The organism is Bacillus cereus group sp. N8 (assembly GCF_016483685.1).
GTDB lineage: Bacteria > Bacillota > Bacilli > Bacillales > Bacillaceae_G > Bacillus_A > Bacillus_A proteolyticus.
In genome coordinates this window covers 322,830-338,689 of record NZ_JAEHBK010000001.1, presented here as the reverse complement: position 1 = coordinate 338,689, position 15,860 = coordinate 322,830, and the positions used below count along the sequence as shown (strand labels likewise).

The window sequence follows — 15,860 nt, the reverse complement described above, 5'->3', positions numbered from 1 at the left end:
TTTTTACTTAACTGAAAACATATATTTTTTATACGTTTTCCGTACCGATAATATGAGCCCCATCATAATCATATTTGAGAATAAGGAACTTCCCCCATATGATAAGAAAGGTAATGCGATACCTTTTACAGGCATTAATCCAACAATCATACCAATATTTTGGAATATTTGAACCGTTAGTATTCCTATTGATCCAGCACATAATAATGTACCAAATAAATTATCAGCAGAATAACCGATAATAATTGTTCGATATAGTAGTAATAGGAACAAGAACACAACTAACGCCGCTACTATAAATCCACCTTCTTCGGCAATTGTAGCGAAAATAAAGTCAGTATGCTTCTCCGGGATATAAACATTCCCTTCGCCAAATCCCTTTCCTTCCATACCTCCACTACCTACAGCTAAAATCGATTGCTGTGTTTGGTAACCTTGATCTGTATGTTCAAATGGATCTAACCAACCTAAAATACGTGATTGTTGGTGAGGTTTTAGTAAAGTAACTAAATTATTAAAGAAGAAATCCTCATACCTTAAGTAAATAAATATTAACGCAGATAATATGGTCACCGGAATAACTGTACATAATGCTATCAATTTCTTTTGAATACCTGACATAAATAAAATACATGCAATTGCAGCAGCATATAAGAACACCATACCTGTATCCGGTTGGCTATATACAACAGCCATAGGCGGAAGTGATACTAGCATAATTTTACCTACTAATTTTAAATCCGTTTGGAATGTCCTTGCCATATACTGCGCATTATGTTTCACTGCTATACTTGCTACTACGAGAAGCAATGAAATTTTGAAAAACTCAGACGGCTGAATTTGTCCAGCTACTGGAAAAACAAACCATCTTTTTGCACCCAATTTTTCAGGCGTGAAACTGGAAACCGGTAGTATTTTCAAAAGAATAAGTGAACCAAACCCAGCGATATAAAGCGGCCAAGACAATTTTTGCCATTGATCTAAGTCGATGCTTGCAACAAGGAGTAATAATACAACCCCAATTATGTAGTTAACACCTTGTTTCAAAGCAAAGTTTGCCTCTCCGTACTGTCCAGTTTGCTGACTGCTATATATAGCGGCTATACTCGTAACACATAACGCAAACAAAATTAAAATTAATTTTACATCTAAACTCTTAAAAAACTCGGTACTTCTTTTCATGACATCCTCCTGAAACATTGTTACAGCAAAATAAAAAACCAGGAGTCAACATTCTTCATGTTTTGACGACTGATTACACATTATCTATAAAACACTTATATAGAATAACTCTCTTTTTCATACAATACAATATATTATACTACAGTTTCATCAGTAAGATTTGCCAAAAAAATTATTCTTTTCTTATTTTATATCTATATACCATATATCAGCAATGTATTTTCGTAAATTCCTAATACATAATCGTCCATTGTAAGATTACTGGGAAAAGTGTTGTACATATAGTAGGAGCAGAAGAAGAAATAAGATGATAAAAAGCTCGCCTAAGCGAGCTTTTTATTAATATATAGACGTATTATTTTCTGACGTGTTTTCTAAAATTTCTTTTACACGTCCTAAGAACTTACCACAAATTAAACCATCAAGTACACGATGATCAAGTGATAAACATAAGTTAACCATGTCACGAGCACCGAACATACCATTATCCATAATTACTGGTCGTTTTACAATTGATTCAACTTGTAAAATAGCCGCCTGTGGGTAATTAATAATGCCCATAGATTGAACAGAACCAAATGATCCTGTGTTATTAATTGTAAATGTTCCGCCTTGCATTTCGTCCGCTTTTAACGATTTCGTGCGTACTTTTCCTGCAAGTTCTGTAATTTCACGAGCGATACCTTTAATTGTTTTCTCGTCCGCTTGTTTAATTACTGGTACAAATAACTCTTCCTCTGTTGCAACAGCGATAGAAAGGTTAATGTCTTTCTTCTGAACGATTTTATCGCCAGCCCACATTGAGTTAATTTGAGGGTATTCTTTTAACGCTTGTGCAACTGCTTTTACGAAGAAAGCAAAGAACGTTAAGTTAAAGCCTTCACGCTTTTTAAAGTCGCCTTTAATTGAATTGCGGTATGACACAAGGTTTGTCACATCTACTTCAATCATCATCCAAGCATGTGGCGCTTCGTGTTTACTACGTAACATGTTCGCTGCAATTGCTTTACGCACGCCTGTTACTGGAATTTCGATATCGCCAGGCATTGTTGGAACAGAAACTGGTTTCGCAGCTTCTACTTTTTGTGCTACCGGCGCTGCTTTTGGTGCTTCTGGACGCGCTTCTACTACCGCTGCTACAGCTTCCTCTTTTTTCGCACCAGCTTGCGGAATATTTCCAGATCCCACTAGCTTTAAAATATCTTTACGAGTAATACGTCCATTTGATCCTGTACCTTCTACTAGATCTAAATCAACATTATGCTCGCCCGCAAGTTTTAACACAGCTGGTGAAAAACGTGGTTTTCCATCAGTTGGTTGTTTCGCTTTCGGTGCTTTTTCAGGCGTAGTTACTTCTGCCTTTGGTTCTTCTTTCGTTTTTTCCTCAACAGCTGTTGCAGCTACTTCATCTGCGCCTTCTACTTGAATGACACAAACAACTTCACCTACTGCTAACGTATCGCCTTCACCAGCGATTAACTCTTTCACAATACCAGTGAAAGAAGATGGTACTTCTGCATTTACTTTATCAGTCATTACTTCTGCAAGCGGATCATACTTATTTACGTGATCGCCAACATTAACGAGCCATTTACTAATTGTGCCCTCTGTAACGCTCTCCCCGAGCTGAGGCATTGTAATATTTTCTACAGCCATGTATAGTCCCCCCGATTAAAATTCCGCAAGTTCACGCATTGCCTTTTCAACTTTATCTGGATTTACCATAAAGAATTTTTCCATTGTTGGTGCATATGGCATTGCCGGTACGTCTGGGCCTGCAAGACGTGCGATTGGTGCGTCTAAATCAAACAGACAATTTTCAGCAATAATTGCTGCCACTTCACTCATAATGCTTCCTTCTTTATTGTCTTCTGTTACAAGAAGAACTTTACCTGTTTTAGAAGCAGCTTCAATGATTGCTTCTTTATCTAATGGATACACAGTACGTAAATCAAGAATGTGTGCAGAAATGCCATCTTGTGCTAATTTCTCAGCTGCTTGAAGAGCAAAGTGAACACATAATCCGTACGTGATAACAGTAATATCATCACCTTCACGTTTTACATCTGCTTTTCCGATTGGTAATACATAGTCATCTTCCGGCACTTCACCTTTAATTAAGCGATATGCACGTTTATGTTCAAAGAATAATACTGGATCTTCATCACGAATTGCTGCTTTTAATAAGCCTTTTGCATCATATGGTGTAGAAGGGATAACAATTTTTAAACCCGGTTGGTTTGCAAACATCGCTTCTACAGATTGTGAATGATACAATGCACCGTGAACACCCCCGCCAAATGGCGCACGAATTGTAACTGGACAAGTCCAATCGTTGTTAGAACGATAACGAATTTTTGCTGCCTCAGAAACAATTTGGTTTACTGCTGGCATGATGAAATCAGCAAACTGCATTTCAGCGATTGGGCGCATACCATACATTGCCGCACCAATTGCTACCCCAGCAATTGCAGATTCTGCAAGCGGTGCATCAAGTGCACGATCTTCACCAAATTGATCATATAAACCGTGTGTCGCTTTAAACACGCCACCTTTTTTACCAACATCTTCTCCTAAAACGAATACTTTCTCATCGCGTTCCATTTCTTCGCGCATCGCTAATGTAATAGCATCAATATAAGACATTACAGCCATGAAACGTTCCCCCCTATTCTGCGTATACGTGCTTCAATGCATCTTCAGGTGCTGCATACGGAGCATTTTCTGCATATTCTGTTGCTTCATTTACGATATGCATAATTTCGTCTAACATTTGTTTTTCAAATTCCTCAGTTAACACGCCAGCTTCTTTTAAATAAGCTGCAAATGTTATAATTGAATCTTTTTTCTTTGCTTCTTCTACTTCTTCTTTATCACGATAAACACGATCATCATCGTCACTAGAATGTGCTGTTAAACGATATGATACTGTTTCAATTAAAGTTGGGCCTTCACCACGTCGGCCGCGGTCTGCTGCTTCTTTTACAGCTTTATATACTGCAAGCGGATCATTTCCGTCTATTGTATATCCAGGCATACCGTAACCAATTGCACGATCTGATACGTTTTTACATGCTAATTGTTTTTCAACGGGAATAGAGATTGCATATTTGTTATTTTCACACATGAAAATAACAGGTAGTTTGTGTACACCAGCAAAGTTTGCCCCTTCATGGAAGTCACCTTGGTTTGAAGAACCTTCTCCAAATGTAACGAACGTTACTAAATCTTTCTTCTCCATTTTTCCAGCTAGCGCAATACCAACTGCATGTGGTACTTGTGTTGTTACTGGAGATGAACCTGTAACAATACGATTTTTCTTTTGACCGAAGTGACCAGGCATTTGACGACCACCAGAGTTTGGATCTCCAGCTTTCGCGAAAGCTGACAACATAAGCTCTTTAGCTGTCATACCAAACGCTAGTACAACACCCATATCACGGTAGTATGGTAATGCATAATCTTTCTCTCTATCAAGAGCGAACGCTGCTCCAACTTGTGCAGCCTCTTGTCCTTGACAAGAAATTACGAATGGAATTTTACCTGCACGGTTTAATAACCACATACGTTCGTCGATTTTACGTGCAAGTAACATCGTACGGAACATTTCTAATACTTGCTCATCACTTAAGCCAAGCTCTTCATGGCGCTTTTCTTTTACTTCTGCCATTTTTCATAACCTCCTAAATCCACATTTTTATGCGTGTAACGCTTTTCCATCTACAGCTAGTGCTGCTTCACCAATCGCCTCAGATAATGATGGATGCGGATGAATTGTATGTGCTACTTCCCAAGGTGTTGCATCAAGTACTCTTGCAAGACCAGCTTCAGAAATCATATCTGTTACATGTGGTCCAATCATATGAACACCAAGAATGTCATTTGTTTCTTCATCAACTACAAGTTTTACAAATCCATCTGATTCTCCGTATACAAGTGCTTTTCCGATTGCGCGGAATGAGAACTTACCTACTTTTAACTTATAGCCTTTTTCTTTCGCTTCTTGTTCTGTTAAACCAACAGAAGCAACTTCTGGACTGCTATATACGCATTTTGATACCATAGAGTAATCAATTGGTGTAACTTCTTTCCCTGCGATATGTTCTACTGCAACAATTCCTTCATGAGAAGCAACGTGAGCAAGTTGTAAGCCACCGATTACATCTCCAATTGCGTAAATATGAGATTCTTTCGTTTGATAAAACTCATTTGTTTGAATGTATCCTTTTTCCACAACGATATCCGTATTCTCTAAACCAATATTTTGCGTATTGGCTTGTCTTCCTACAGATACAAGCATTTTTTCTGCTTTAAATTCTTTATTCTCACCGTTATGTTCAGCTTGAATTGTTACTCCATTATCTTTTACCAATGTTTCTGGTAATACTTTTGCACCAGTCACCACTTTAATACCTTTTTTCTTGAACAGACGTTGCATTTCTTTTGAAACGTCCTGGTCTTCTAGTGGTAATATCGTTTTTGCATACTCTAACACTGTAACTTCTACACCGAAGTCAGCAAGCATAGATGCCCACTCAATACCAATTACACCACCACCAACGATAATGATCGAACTAGGAAGCGTTTCCATATTTAGGGCATGATTTGAAGACATTACATACTCTCCGTCTAACTCTAAACCTGGTAATGAATTTGGACGAGAACCCGTTGCAACAAGTACATTTTTTGGAATTAACATTTCATTCTCTTCTCCACTTGCAAGTTCAACTGAAATTGTCCCTGGCATCGGAGAGAAAATAGATGGGCCAAGAATACGGCCAATACCTTCAAACACATCAATTTTACCTTGTTTCATTAAATGTTGAACGCCTTTATGGAGCTGCGTTACAATCTTCTCTTTACGCTCTTGTACTTTTGCAAAGTTTAGCTCTACATTACTTGCAATAACTCCGAACTCTTCGCTTTTTTTAGCAGTCGCGTATACTTCTGCACTACGTAAAAGAGCTTTACTAGGAATACATCCTTTGTGTAAACAAGTACCACCAAGATTTTCTTTTTCAACAAGTGCTGTTTTTAATCCTAGTTGTGATGCGCGAATAGCAGCAACATATCCACCTGTACCGCCGCCAACGATGACTAAATCATATTCTCTTGCCATTATCTCAACCCCTAGCTACTGTTTGTTTTTCTCTTACAACATACTCTTTCGGCGCTTCTTCTTCACGTAATACACGAAGTGCTCCTTCTGCTAACGCTTCTAACTCATCTTCTCCTGGATGTACGATAACATCTGCAATCCAGTCCACTCGTTCTTTTATTTCATCGACAAGAATTTTACTGTATGCAAGTCCACCAGTTAATACGATTGCATCGATTTTCCCGTGAAGCACAGCACTAGCTCCGCCAATTTCTTTTGCAACTTGATATGCCATTGCTTTATAAATAAGAGTTGCTTCAGGATCACCTTTTTCAACCATTTGTTCTACTTTAATTGCATCATTTGTACCGATTAGACTTACAAGCCCACCTTGTCCGACAAGCTGTTTCACCATTTCGTCTCGGTAATACTCACCAGAGAAACACATTTCAACTAGCTGTCCTACTGGTACTGTACCAGCACGCTCTGGGCTAAATGGTCCTTCTCCGTTTAAACCATTATTTACATCGATAACTTTACCTTTTTTATGAGCACCAACTGTAATACCGCCGCCCATATGTGTAACTAATAAATTTAAATCCTCGTATTTGTGATTTAATTGGTCAGCTACTTTACGAGCAACTGCTTTTTGATTTAATGCATGGAAGATACTTTTGCGTTCCATACCAGCAATACCACTTATACGAGCAATCGGCTCCATCTCATCTACAACGACAGGATCCACAATGAATGCAGGAATATTTAATCCAGAAGCAATTTCATAGGCTAAAATGCCTCCGAGGTTTGAAGCGTGATGACCACTAAACCCATTTTTCAAATCTTCTAACATCGCATCGTTTACTGTATACGTACCGCCTTCGATTGGACGAAGTAATCCACCACGCCCACAAACAGCGTTTAATTTTGAAATGTTAATACCATGAGAATGTAGAACTTCTAAAATCGTTTCTTTACGAAACTCATATTGGTCGATAATTCGCTTATATTTTCCAATCTGTTCTACGTCATGACGAATCGTTTCTTCTAGAACAGGTCTTTCATTATCAAAAACACCAATTTTTGTGGATGTACTACCTGGGTTAATAACAAGAATTCGATTTACAGACAATGTTGCTACCTCCACTAATAAATTTAAAAGGAAGTGGAAACCTCATAAGAGGTAACCACACCTTTTGTAAAAGTTATATATGAATGATTAGCGACGGCTAATAATGTCGTGACCGTTGCGTAAGTATGTGCTACGAGAGTTTTTCAAACTTGCAATGCGCTCTTCAGCTAGACGATCTGCTGCTACATAAGTTGCTATACCATCACGTTTTGAAATTTCGATTACTTTTGCAATTGTGTCATAGATAGACTCAACACGTTTTAGTGCACGTTCTCTATTGTATCCATATAACTCGTCTGCTACGTTAATTACGCCACCTGCATTAATAACATAGTCTGGTGCGTATACAATACCCATTTCATGAATGATGTCGCCGTGACGATCTTCTTTTAATTGGTTATTTGCAGAACCTGCGATTACTTTTGCTTTAAGTTGTGGAATAGTTTCATCATTAACTGTTGCACCTAATGCACATGGTGCGTAAATATCACATTCAACACCGTAAATTTCATTTGGCTCAACTGCTGTTGCACCGAATTCTTCTACTGCACGTTGTACAGCTTCTTTATTAATATCTGTAACGATTAATTTTGCTCCTTCAGCGTGTAAATGTTTGCATAGGTGATATGCTACGTTACCAACACCTTGAACAGAAATTACTTTTCCTTCTAGACTATCTGTACCGAACGCTTCTTTTGCAGCTGCTTTCATACCACGGTAAACACCGTATGCAGTTACTGGAGATGGGTTACCAGAAGAACCGAATGAAGGTGAAATACCTGTTACAAAGTCAGTTTCTTCGTGGATAATATCCATATCATCTACTGTTGTACCAACATCTTCAGCTGTAATGTAACGTCCGTTTAGTCCTTGAATGTAGCGTCCTAATGCACGGAACATCGCTTCGCTTTTATCTTTACGTGGATCACCGATAATTACTGTTTTTGCACCACCTAAGTTTAAACCAGCTGCTGCATTTTTGTATGTCATCCCTTTTGCAAGACGCAATGCATCTTCAATCGCCGCTTCTTCAGAATCATATGTCCACATTCTTGTTCCACCAAGAGCTGGTCCAAGTGTTGTGTCATGGATTGCAATGATTGCTTTTAAACCAGATTCTTTATCTTGACAAAATACCACTTGCTCATAATCATATTTTTCTAAGTATTCGAAGATTTCTAATGTCATTGTCGTTTCCCCCTAATTGTTTTACCCTATTTGGTTTATTTTGAAGCAGTCGCAACTGCCAATGCTAATGAATATACTTTTGTTTCTGCTGAATCAGCACGTGATGTTAAAACAATCGGTGCTTTAGCGCCAGCAATCATAGCTCCTACTTTTGCATCTGCAAAGTATACGAGTGATTTATATAGCACATTTCCAGCTTCAATCGTTGGGACGAGTAAAATGTCTGCCTTACCTGCTACATCACTTACTATGCCTTTATGTTCTGCTGCAATTTGTGATACTGCATTATCTAAAGCAAGTGGTCCATCAACGACACAATTTTTAATTTGTCCGCGGCGATTCATTTGAGTTAACATCGCTGCATCAATTGTCGCTTGCATCGCAGGATTAACAACCTCTACCGCTGCAATTGGCGCTACCTTCGGCAAATCTATTCCTATTGCCCGGGCAACTTCTACAGTATTTTGTATAATAGCAGCTTTTTGTGTTACATCAGGTGCAATGTTCATCGCTGCATCTGTAACAAAAATAAGACGATCGTAATTTGGAACTTCAAACGCTGCAACGTGTGAAAGTACGCTGCCCTTACGAAGTCCCCACTCTTTATTTAATACGGCTTTCAAAATATTTGCAGTTGGGATGTTCCCCTTCATAAGCACATCTGCTTCGCCATTTCTTACAGCTTTAACAGAAAGTTCTGCAGCCTCAGCACTTGACTTTGCTGCAATCACTTCAATATGTTCTGAAGTTTGTAATCCATGCTCTTGTAGCATCCCCATTATTTTTTCTTGATTTCCATATAGACGAAATTGAGCTAGCTGTAATTTAATTGCTTTCGCTACAGCTTCAATTACTTCATGATCTTCAGCTACTGCTACAGCCACAGTTTTTTTAGGCTGTCCTGCCGCTTGATCAATTAAATGTTCTAACTTCATATTTTGTAATCAACCCTTTCCGTCGTCCCTCGTCTATTCATTAAGCAAATACCGTGCCAACTTTTAAAAGTGGTCTTACCAATAATGAAAACGCATTCAAAATGCAGTAAAATCAATACTTTGGAAAACAACGAAATATTCTGTCTTGTTTTGTCACTTTTTGTATACCATGCAATAAATTGCACGGTACGCAATTTATTGCATGCTATTTTTTGCACAGTCGTACTTTTCTAGCTTGTAATATAAGTTTCGAACTGAAATTCCTAACGCTTTTGCAGTCTTCGTTTTGTTCCCGTCAAATTTATCTAAATATTCACGGATAATATTCCCCTCAAATTCTGTCACTAGGTGTTCAAGGGCCTTCTCTTCTAATTCAGGTAATAAATTATTTTGTTTCGTCTCTACTTGTTCTTCTTTATGTAAAGGCGGTAAATGATGTACATCAATATATATCTCGTTATAATTCATAAAGATAACAGCTCGCCCTAAAATATTTTCAAGCTCCCTAACATTTCCTGGCCATTCATATGATTGTAAATACGAAATGGCTGAATCGGTGAGCCCTTCTACATTACGACCATAATCTTGATTAATTTTTTGAATTAACCTTTCTGCAATCGCTGGTATGTCTCCTTTACGCTGACGAAGGGAAGGAATTTGAATCGGGATTTTATTTAAACGATAATATAAGTCCTCTCTGAACTTCCCTTCTAAAATAGCTTTTTCTAAATTCACATGCGTCGCAGCGATCACTCGAACATTAATAGGTATCGCTTTCGTTCCCCCTACTTTCACAATTTCTTTTTCTTGTAGTACACGAAGAAGCTTCGCTTGCGTATTTGCAGATAACTCTCCGATTTCATCTAAAAAAATACTTCCATTATTCGCTTCTTCAAAGAACCCTCGTTTCCCGCCTCTTTTCGCTCCAGAAAACGCGCCTTCCTCATAACCGAATAATTCACTTTCTAATAATGTCTCGGAAATAGCAGCACAGTTTACTCGTACGAACTTATTGTATTTTCGATTACTACCGTTATGAATAGCGTGTGCAAATAACTCTTTCCCTGTACCAGATTCCCCTCTAAGTAATACTGTTGCTGGTGTATTCGCTCCAAGTTTTGCTTGTTCAATAGCTGCCGTCGTTTCATCTGAATCGCCAACAATATCATCAAATGAATATTTCGCCTCTAACGTTCGAATAATTTGTCTTGCCCTATTTAATTCATTTGTTAACTTTTGAATTTCTGATACGTCGCGAATTACCCCGACGCTCCCTTTCAATATTCCATCAACAATAACCGGCGCTACATTTACAATTACATCCCGCTTCTTTTGCCCAATCTTCATATGTATTCCTCGTACCGCCCGGCGTGTCCGGAGTACTTTCATATGCATACTTTCACCTTCTACAATATCAGTTGTAGCCGGCTGCCCCAGAATATCTTCTTCCGTCAAACCCGTTAACTTCGTATAAGCAGGATTTATAACTAACCCTCTTCCTTTCTCATCGACAACCGAAATCGCTTCTTCAGATGAGTTAATAATTGCCTCGAGTAGCGTTTGAATTTCTTTTAAGTCTGTAACTTCTTCCGCTAAATCTACAACTTCTGTAATATCTTTAAAAATCGCAAATGCCCCTTGAACCTCTCCGCCTTCTTTTAATATCGGTATACGCGTTGTAATGATCTTCTTGTCATTTTCTAACGTCAGTTCATAGTTCACTTCTATTTGTTTCGTACGTATAATACGAAGCAACTTACTCGTTGGAATAACTTCTAAAATATATTTCCCTACCGCTTCTTCTTTTTTATATCCGATAATACGCTCTGCGCTTTTGTTAAACAGACGGACTTTTCCCTCTCGATCAATAACAATCATACCGTCATGTGTAGAATTTAAAATTAATTCTCCTTGTTGCGTTTGTTCCTCTAACTGTCCGATCAAGCCTTCCTTCTCATGCGCTAATCTCGTAACAATTTTCGCAATATCCCCTGGTATAAGAAGAGTATCTTTATGCTTACTTCCCAATAACACTTTATGTAAATCATAATCACCTGTCATATCAAACATTACATCAATATGCATAGAAAGAAACGGAGTTACACTATCACCAATCGAAATCCCATATTCCTTTGCGATTTGTAATCCTTTCGCAATTGGATTAATATCAATAACCCCTATAATTTGAAATATATTCGAATTTTGCAACAGACTCAGCAGCGTACTCCCACCTTCACCTGCTCCAACAATTAACACATTTTGTTTCATACATTACACTTCCTCCCGAAGTATCTCTGCAAAATTTTTCACATTCTTATCTTACTCGTTCAGCAACCTCTTGACAAACCCCCATTCCATATAACATCATTAAAATATACAAAATAATCTGAAAAGGAGCGTTTATATGCAGCGTTACCTCGCTCTATTATTAGCACTCATCCCCATTTCATTAGCCGTGCTTGGTATTAAACTAATGAGAGATACTGTATTTGGGATTTTGTTCTCCCCAATCCCTATATTATGGTTACAATTTTTAATCGGCGCTCTTTGCTTTGCACTCGGGTTTTATATCTTCGGCGGCTTCGTCTTACACAGAGATCGTAAGAGAAATAAAGTACAAGCACGCTTCAGAAGATAAAACAAAGTTTTCACATATCATAAATAAAAAATGAGACCATTATATTAGGTCTCATTTTTTTATCGATAATAAAGTTCTTGCTGTTTCAGGATAATCAGTAATAATCGCTGATATATTCATATCAAAATATTTACGCATAAGCGTTTCTTCATTTATCGTGTAAGGACGAACCTCCACACCACTTTCCATCGTTAATTCAGCGATAGCATCTTGAAGATAACGATAATTCGGATGTACTGCAGTAGCACCCATCTTTTTTGCATATGCCCACGGGCTATGCAAACCTTCGCGATACAAAATAGCTGTTTGAATATCAGGAGCCATCATATGACATCGCTTCATACTATAGTGATTAAAAGAAGAAAATACAATCCGATCCTCTAGACTAAACTTACGTACAAGTGTTATAACCTCTTCTTCTAAACCTCTGTATGGAATTTTATTATTTTTCAGTTCAATATTGAGTAGCAATTTCGTTTTTGCGAGCCATTCTAACACCTCTTCTAGAAGAGGTATTTTGCAAAAACCTACTTTGTCACCGAATTTATAACTCGCATCCAACTTACATAAATCCTCATATAAATAATTTCGAACCGCACCTTTTCCATTTGTTGTCCGATCCACCGTTTCATCATGAATAACGACAACTTTTCCATCTTTCGTGAATTGAACATCGAGTTCAATTCCATCTGCTCCGAAAGCCTCCGCCGCTTCAAATGAAATCATTGTATTTTCCGGATACGTTCCCGCTGCACCACGATGTGCAAATATAAGAGTCATCCTCACTCCCCCAATCTTATGCTATACTATACGAAAAAGGAGGTACTTCTATGAGACCATTACAAATTTCTCCAGACACTGCAGTCCGCCTATCAAAAGCGTTAGGTGTTCCACTTGAACAACTTATGCATATGCCACAGCATATTTTAATCCAAAAGTTAGTTGAATTAGAAAAACAAAATAAAGACGAAGAATAATATAGTCCTGTTTTGCAGGGCTTTTTATTATCATCTATTATATCATGGATAACTTACCCACTAAAATTATGAATGCATGGAACAACAAAATAAAAAGCCTCTATCATTTCTTCGCATTGTTTACATTTAACCATTGCTTCAGCTTGAATCTGTTCAAAAATTTCCTTTTCATTTCCCTCATAATTGTTTAGAAACCTTTGCGTCCATGTTACTAACTCCTGTCAGTTATTTTAGGACTGTCTTTTACATGTTTGCTTCTGAATCCCATACCTCTACAAATTCAAAACCTTTTAAATCACTTTCTAACACTGTATTTTTAAATTCTTCAGATACAAAAACAGCAGTAGGATGAATCCTTTTATTTACATATATTTTAAAAATCACTTCATTTTGAATAACATTAGGAGTAAATGCAAATTTTTCACACCCTATTATTAAACCTGTAATTAGTTTTTTAAAAATTGCTTTATCACTATCAATTGCATCTAATACATTTAAAACATGAACTACATAATATACTTCACCTGTTGTATTGTTAATAAGTGGAAGAAACTCAACGTTAACGCCTATTAAAGGTTCTAATAATTTTTTCGCTTGTTCGCTAACCATTGGTGCACCAGTTTCTCCCCAAAAATAAGGAAAATCACTATGATTTCCTTCTTCTAGACATTCAATAAATATTTCTCCCCATGAATCTAGTAAAATTGTAGTGGAGTTGAATTTTCCTTCAAAATATTTCTTATCCTTTTTATAATTTAATAGTTGGAAAGACTCATAGTTATCAGATGAACTCTTCAATTCCCAAATTTTCATTTTCCTTCTCCTTTATATTTAATCTATTCATAAATTATTTCGGGCTATTTAATTTTAAGCCGCCATCTAATAAACGTGTTCTTATGTCATGTAAAGCTGCAACAGCGTCTGCTTGAGTACCACCATATTCTTTAACTTCTTTTAGTACCTTAGTTACCTCTTTCATATAATCCGTACTATGATTACCTATATGTAACACTTCAGTAGTCACATATTCATTTACTTTATATGGTAAAAACACTCCGTTAGCAGCAGAATCAGGATGTATTCCAAACTCTTCTAATAGTTCTTGTACCTGTGCCGCCCTTTTATCATTCCAAGGTCCGATGTGATGTGCTGCATTAGAATATGGAGGTGGTTCAATCCCTGCACCCTTAAGTTCTTCACGTAATACTTTGGATGCTGTATACGAATCGGGATAATCAGTTTTTACATCTACTCTATCAAGAACTTTATCCGCATAATCTTTTATTACTTCTTGTACACCTTTAACTCTACTTCTTCCACCAGTTTCGGAAAACATAAATGTATCACGTGCTTCTTGTAAAGCTTCAAAAGTTTTTATCTGATTGCTACCAAAGCCACTAGTACCTGCAAATGCAAAACGGTCTTTCAATGGTAATTGATTCGAAACAGACGAGATACCTTCTGAGAATTTTGTTAGATTCGCACCTTTTGCGAGTGTAGTTACTTTCCCTACTTTACTTATTCCTTTATCCCCAAGCCATCCCAATCCAAGCCACATAAAAACACTCGTTCCCCATTTTGTACGACTTTCCGCATCACCATGCCAAAAATCATTCATAAATGAATCCGAAACAGCATTCCAAGCAGTAAAGGTTGTCTCTATAGGGTGACCTATAGCATACTTAATGTTTTCTTTTGTTACTGTATCGTCTAGTGAATCAAATCCTTCTACAATCCCCCCAATAACTTGCCCAGAACCAACGTATATACCGTCCCAATCTTTCTAAGCATAGATTTTTCAGAGGGTTTGCCGCACATTGCCCCTTCTTCTACCTTTTCATCTGATAAATTTCCATCAACTAAATTACCATCATAACGTTCATCAGCATTACGAAACTTTTCAGCAGCATGCATTAGTTCTTCTGCAATCTTATCAAATTCCCGAAACACATTAAACATTTGAGGTTTTGTTTCATTAAACATCTGATAAAACCTTTGACTCGTTGCACCATTCCACATTGAAGCTACGTATTCCGTTTGGTTATATAAATCTTTATGTATTTGTTCTAACCTATTTTTAGTTTCAAGAACAAGCTTTGCTGACCGTTCTAGCCGTTCTGGCGTAACCTTTATTTGCGTCACGCTACCCCTTCTCCATACAATATTTTACAAACGAATTATGTCACGTGAAACTATTTTACTGTACTAAATATTCGGATTTTCTAACCCAAAAAATTTAATCCCACTCCTTTTAAAGAAGTTGAAACGAAACAGTCTGCTATATAAAGCAAATAAATACGAGAATCCTACCAAAATATAGCCTCCCTTAATTTCCTCTTTGCTTAATCAAGTATTCGCCTTACTCTTTCAGGGTGAGTTATCCCATGTAAACACCCTAAGTCTCTATATGATAAATAAGGACGTTCTATATACGTCGTTATTAAATCCGCTTCTTTTTTCATGCATTTTCAAATTTATTAAGGGTAGATCGTACCATAGATTTTATTAAATAATCATTCAACTTTGCTTTAATCTTTATTCTATTAATCTACAATTGAAAGTTATTCATACAACAAAAAACCTCCTAATTATTGAAATCTAAATTTCAATCCAATAATTAGAAGGTTTTTAAATTAACCGCCAATTACCTATGTACTTTATTGCCTACATATGTAATTCGTTGGTTATTAAATTTTGTTATGAAATTAATACG

At 37.2% G+C, this 15,860-nt stretch carries 13 protein-coding genes and 1 pseudogene; 2 read left to right on the top strand and 12 right to left on the bottom strand.

The annotated features are described in order from the left end of the window. Nucleotides 1-3 precede the first annotated feature (3 nt). The 9 genes from JDS80_RS01815 to JDS80_RS01775 all read right to left on the bottom strand — a co-directional run bounded on the left by JDS80_RS01815 (nucleotide 4) and on the right by JDS80_RS01775 (nucleotide 11,800). Complete coding sequence (locus JDS80_RS01815) at nucleotides 4-1,182, bottom strand: FtsW/RodA/SpoVE family cell cycle protein (protein ID WP_199636891.1); 1,179 nt, start codon at nucleotides 1,180-1,182, stop codon at nucleotides 4-6. A 339-nt stretch (nucleotides 1,183-1,521) separates the two neighbouring features. Beyond that, nucleotides 1,522-2,838, bottom strand: coding sequence for a dihydrolipoamide acetyltransferase family protein (locus tag JDS80_RS01810; protein ID WP_199636889.1), 1,317 nt, complete (start codon nucleotides 2,836-2,838; stop codon nucleotides 1,522-1,524). A 15-nt stretch (nucleotides 2,839-2,853) separates the two neighbouring features. After that, entirely contained in the window at nucleotides 2,854-3,837 is a 984-nt protein-coding gene (gene bfmBAB, locus JDS80_RS01805; RefSeq protein WP_000290071.1) for a 3-methyl-2-oxobutanoate dehydrogenase subunit beta, read from the bottom strand. Between the two features lie 13 nt (nucleotides 3,838-3,850). Further along, nucleotides 3,851-4,852 carry a 3-methyl-2-oxobutanoate dehydrogenase subunit alpha gene (gene bfmBAA, locus JDS80_RS01800; protein ID WP_000852549.1) on the bottom strand — a complete coding sequence of 334 codons (1,002 nt, stop codon included), beginning with the start codon at nucleotides 4,850-4,852 and terminating at the stop codon, nucleotides 3,851-3,853. Between the two features lie 27 nt (nucleotides 4,853-4,879). After that, complete coding sequence (gene lpdA / locus JDS80_RS01795) at nucleotides 4,880-6,301, bottom strand: dihydrolipoyl dehydrogenase (RefSeq protein ID WP_199636887.1); 1,422 nt, start codon at nucleotides 6,299-6,301, stop codon at nucleotides 4,880-4,882. Nucleotides 6,302-6,305: 4 nt separating this feature from the next. After that, entirely contained in the window at nucleotides 6,306-7,409 is a 1,104-nt protein-coding gene (gene buk / locus JDS80_RS01790; protein WP_060632217.1) for a butyrate kinase, read from the bottom strand. Between the two features lie 87 nt (nucleotides 7,410-7,496). After that, on the bottom strand, nucleotides 7,497-8,597 hold the full coding sequence (locus JDS80_RS01785) for a leucine dehydrogenase (protein ID WP_071747067.1): 1,101 nt from the start codon (nucleotides 8,595-8,597) through the stop codon (nucleotides 7,497-7,499). A gap of 35 nt (nucleotides 8,598-8,632) precedes the next feature. Then, entirely contained in the window at nucleotides 8,633-9,532 is a 900-nt protein-coding gene (yqiS, locus tag JDS80_RS01780) for a phosphate butyryltransferase (protein WP_199636885.1), read from the bottom strand. A 195-nt stretch (nucleotides 9,533-9,727) separates the two neighbouring features. After that, a complete protein-coding gene (locus tag JDS80_RS01775) occupies nucleotides 9,728-11,800 on the bottom strand; it encodes a sigma 54-interacting transcriptional regulator (protein WP_199636884.1) in 2,073 nt (690 codons plus the stop codon). A 136-nt stretch (nucleotides 11,801-11,936) separates the two neighbouring features. Here JDS80_RS01775 and JDS80_RS01770 point away from each other — a divergent pair, with 136 nt between their 5' ends. Continuing rightward, complete coding sequence (locus JDS80_RS01770; protein ID WP_001190193.1) at nucleotides 11,937-12,170, top strand: DUF2627 domain-containing protein; 234 nt, start codon at nucleotides 11,937-11,939, stop codon at nucleotides 12,168-12,170. Between the two features lie 51 nt (nucleotides 12,171-12,221). On the opposite strand, the gene JDS80_RS01765 is transcribed toward JDS80_RS01770, so the two are convergent. Continuing rightward, a complete protein-coding gene (locus JDS80_RS01765) occupies nucleotides 12,222-12,950 on the bottom strand; it encodes a glycerophosphodiester phosphodiesterase (RefSeq protein ID WP_199636882.1) in 729 nt (242 codons plus the stop codon). Nucleotides 12,951-13,000: 50 nt separating this feature from the next. Here JDS80_RS01765 and JDS80_RS01760 point away from each other — a divergent pair, with 50 nt between their 5' ends. Continuing rightward, complete coding sequence (locus JDS80_RS01760) at nucleotides 13,001-13,147, top strand: YycC family protein (protein ID WP_001247671.1); 147 nt, start codon at nucleotides 13,001-13,003, stop codon at nucleotides 13,145-13,147. 243 nt (nucleotides 13,148-13,390) lie between these two features. Here the strand turns inward: JDS80_RS01760 and JDS80_RS01755 are convergent, their stop codons facing one another. Continuing rightward, nucleotides 13,391-13,960, bottom strand: a complete 570-nt coding sequence (locus JDS80_RS01755; RefSeq protein WP_199636876.1) for an imm11 family protein — start codon at nucleotides 13,958-13,960, stop codon at nucleotides 13,391-13,393. A gap of 34 nt (nucleotides 13,961-13,994) precedes the next feature. Then, nucleotides 13,995-15,289: pseudogene (locus JDS80_RS01750) on the bottom strand (WXG100 family type VII secretion target). Nucleotides 15,290-15,860: the final 571 nt, after the last annotated feature.

Coding starts and splice junctions, on each gene's coding strand:
- JDS80_RS01815 (WP_199636891.1), bottom strand. CDS start 1,182: ATGAAAAGAAGTACCGAGTTTTTTAAGAGTTTAGATGTAAAATTAATT.
- JDS80_RS01810 (WP_199636889.1), bottom strand. CDS start 2,838: ATGGCTGTAGAAAATATTACAATGCCTCAGCTCGGGGAGAGCGTTACA.
- bfmBAB (WP_000290071.1), bottom strand. CDS start 3,837: ATGGCTGTAATGTCTTATATTGATGCTATTACATTAGCGATGCGCGAA.
- bfmBAA (WP_000852549.1), bottom strand. CDS start 4,852: ATGGCAGAAGTAAAAGAAAAGCGCCATGAAGAGCTTGGCTTAAGTGAT.
- lpdA (WP_199636887.1), bottom strand. CDS start 6,301: ATGGCAAGAGAATATGATTTAGTCATCGTTGGCGGCGGTACAGGTGGA.
- JDS80_RS01785 (WP_071747067.1), bottom strand. CDS start 8,597: ATGACATTAGAAATCTTCGAATACTTAGAAAAATATGATTATGAGCAA.
- yqiS (WP_199636885.1), bottom strand. CDS start 9,532: ATGAAGTTAGAACATTTAATTGATCAAGCGGCAGGACAGCCTAAAAAA.
- JDS80_RS01775 (WP_199636884.1), bottom strand. CDS start 11,800: ATGAAACAAAATGTGTTAATTGTTGGAGCAGGTGAAGGTGGGAGTACG.
- JDS80_RS01770 (WP_001190193.1), top strand. CDS start 11,937: ATGCAGCGTTACCTCGCTCTATTATTAGCACTCATCCCCATTTCATTA.
- JDS80_RS01765 (WP_199636882.1), bottom strand. CDS start 12,950: ATGACTCTTATATTTGCACATCGTGGTGCAGCGGGAACGTATCCGGAA.
- JDS80_RS01760 (WP_001247671.1), top strand. CDS start 13,001: ATGAGACCATTACAAATTTCTCCAGACACTGCAGTCCGCCTATCAAAA.
- JDS80_RS01755 (WP_199636876.1), bottom strand. CDS start 13,960: ATGAAAATTTGGGAATTGAAGAGTTCATCTGATAACTATGAGTCTTTC.